2 protein-coding genes are annotated in these 2,478 nt (G+C 53.1%); both read left to right on the forward strand.

Features of this window, described 5'->3' with window-relative positions:
* Positions 1-1,466, forward strand: a 1,466-nt coding sequence (locus MF6396_RS27955) for an RHS repeat-associated core domain-containing protein (RefSeq protein WP_238596500.1), incomplete at its 5' end; no start/stop codon positions are given.
* 1 nt (position 1,467) lies between these two features.
* Entirely contained in the window at positions 1,468-2,211 is a 744-nt protein-coding gene (locus MF6396_RS28635; RefSeq protein WP_146095044.1) for a hypothetical protein, read from the forward strand.
* Positions 2,212-2,478: the final 267 nt, after the last annotated feature.

Below are 2,478 nucleotides of genomic sequence, written 5' to 3' on the forward strand. Positions count from 1 at the left end.
GCCAGGACGGCAAATCAACCCTGCTCAAGCGTGAGTATCAGTACGACGCGGTAGGCCAGCTGACCGACATCCACGACACCCGTCGTGGTCATCTGGCCTACCAGTACGACCCGATTGGCCGCCTGTTGCAGGCCACCAGCCGCCTGGGGGTGGAGACCTTCGCCTTCGACCCGGCCGGCAACCTGCTGGACGACAAGCACCACGAACTGACGCGGCCACTGGAGCGCACGCCAAAGCGCAACCGTTTGATGGATAACCTGCTGCGCGAGTATGCGGGCACGCATTACACCTATGACGAGCGGGGCAACCTGAGCCACCGGTTGCACAACGGTGTGCAGGCCCGGTTCACCTGGGATCTTTTCGACCGCTTGCAGGCTTACAGCGACGACAAGCTCAAGGTCGAGTACAGCTATGACGCCCTTGGGCGTCGGTTGCACAAGCACTCGACGGCGCATTACTGGAACAAACCTGAAGCCGGTACTGGCTGGAACCAGCTGGAGCGAGCCAAGCGCCAGCGCGAACTGAACTGCGGCTTCACCCTGTTCGGCTGGGACGGCGACACCCTCGCCTGGGAAAGCTCGCCTGCGCAGGATGAAGGTGACACCGGGCGCACGGTGCACTACCTGTACGAACCGGGCAGCTTTGTGCCGGTGGCGCAGGCTCTGCGCAAGGCCCCGATACGGTTGCACAAGGAGCCGGACTGGAGCAACCGCCCCTACGACATCGACCAGGACCCGCTCTGGCAGCAAGCGGCCTCGCCACAACCCTTTGATGCGATTACCTGGTACCAGTGTGACCACCTGGGTACGCCGATGGAACTGACCGACCACAACGGCGACGTGGCGTGGTCGGCGCAGTACAAGGCGTGGGGTGAGGTGAAACAAGAACGTTCGGCCTGGGCGAAACAGGTGGGGTTGAACAACCCGATCCGCTTCCAGGGCCAGTATCACGACCATGAGACTGGGCTGCATTACAACCGGTATCGGTACTATGATCCGGCGGTTGGGCGGTTTGTTGGGCAAGATCCGATCAAGTACCTGGGCGGGGCAAACCTGTTTGCTTATGCCCCCAATCCAATCTTCTGGATTGATCCGCTGGGGCTGGCCAAGAAGCAGCCTGTACGGATGGTCAATGGTTGTCCAATTATTGGTACGGGGCAAAAGACAGGGGGCGATGGCCATGCGCAAATGTCGGAAGATATTGCGGAACAGATGGCGATGAGTGGGGATTATGAGCGGGTGGGTGTGAACGTTGCGGTGAAGACAGTTACGGGGGTTCCTACAGATCCCAATACACGTCCTGATGTAACTGGGCTGCGTAAAGATGGGAAAGTGGATATTGTTGAGGTGCCTTCGCCTACTGATAAATTCCGTGAGTTGGATAGCAAGGCTGAGAATACGTTAAGTGGCCTTGGAGCGCGAGCTGGTGATTACTCTAGAACACCTAGGACGATGAGGGTGAAGTAATATGGATGGTAAATGCAGTTTCTTGGTCGGAGATGCAGTGTGCACTCCTTTAGATGTTCTGCAGGATAGTCAGTATTTGAAACTATGGTTTGAGAGTATTGGGTCAAGAATAGATAGATTTGGGGGGGCGCGTGGTAAAGTAATAAAATACACGAGTTCTAGTTTTGAGAGAAATATAAGATTGATGGATTCGGTAGAGTTATTTTCGGAGCGGCTTTGGGCAAAGGGTGAGCAAGATGAACCATTCAACTGCGCATTTTCTGCTGTCCTATCAAGTGCCACAGGATTGCTGTTGGCTGCTAATAGCGAACAGGTTGATGTGACTGATTTGCTGGAATTTGTGTTGTTGTATGAGTTTTTTTATGCGAAATTTGGGTACATTTATTTATACCGAGAGTCACAGGTTTACGGTGCGGCGTATGGGATGGGGTACTATTCTCCAGATGAATGTCATCCAATGTTCTGGTCTCGTAGGAGTGAAGCTGGTAAGTGGGCGAAGGCAAAGAGAATGTCTCTTGATTATTTATATTTGAGAGATGTTTTTGATTTGAATTGTCTTGGTCAAAGTAAAATAAAGGCATTTCCAGAGGTTCAGCGTAAAGTTTTGGAGGATGTTGTTGGGCGGTATGGGGAAGTAGAAGAGCGTAATGGCTTTGTATGCTGGGCCTTGAGTGGAGATGCACAAGAGGCCGCAAGGGATGAGTTGATTTATCATGGTCTGTTAGCTTCGCATGCGATTGATTAAAAATGTAAGTTCTGATAGCGAGTTGGAGAGATATTAATAGGTCTTGAAAGGTTCGCCAATATGATTTGCGGGTTGAAGGGGGATTTTAAAATTATAAAAATATAATTATGATCATTCTTCGACCCCGTAGGCCGCCTGACTTCCCGCGTGGCCAGCCAGGGTGACCAGCGCGAGGAAGAAACCTTTGCCTACGACGGCAACGGCAGGCTGATCCAGGCCATCAACGCCGCGAGCAAACTGCAGTGGTTCCATGACGAGGCCGGCAAC

The organism is Pseudomonas sp. MF6396 (genome assembly GCF_002018915.1).
GTDB lineage: Bacteria > Pseudomonadota > Gammaproteobacteria > Pseudomonadales > Pseudomonadaceae > Aquipseudomonas > Aquipseudomonas palmensis.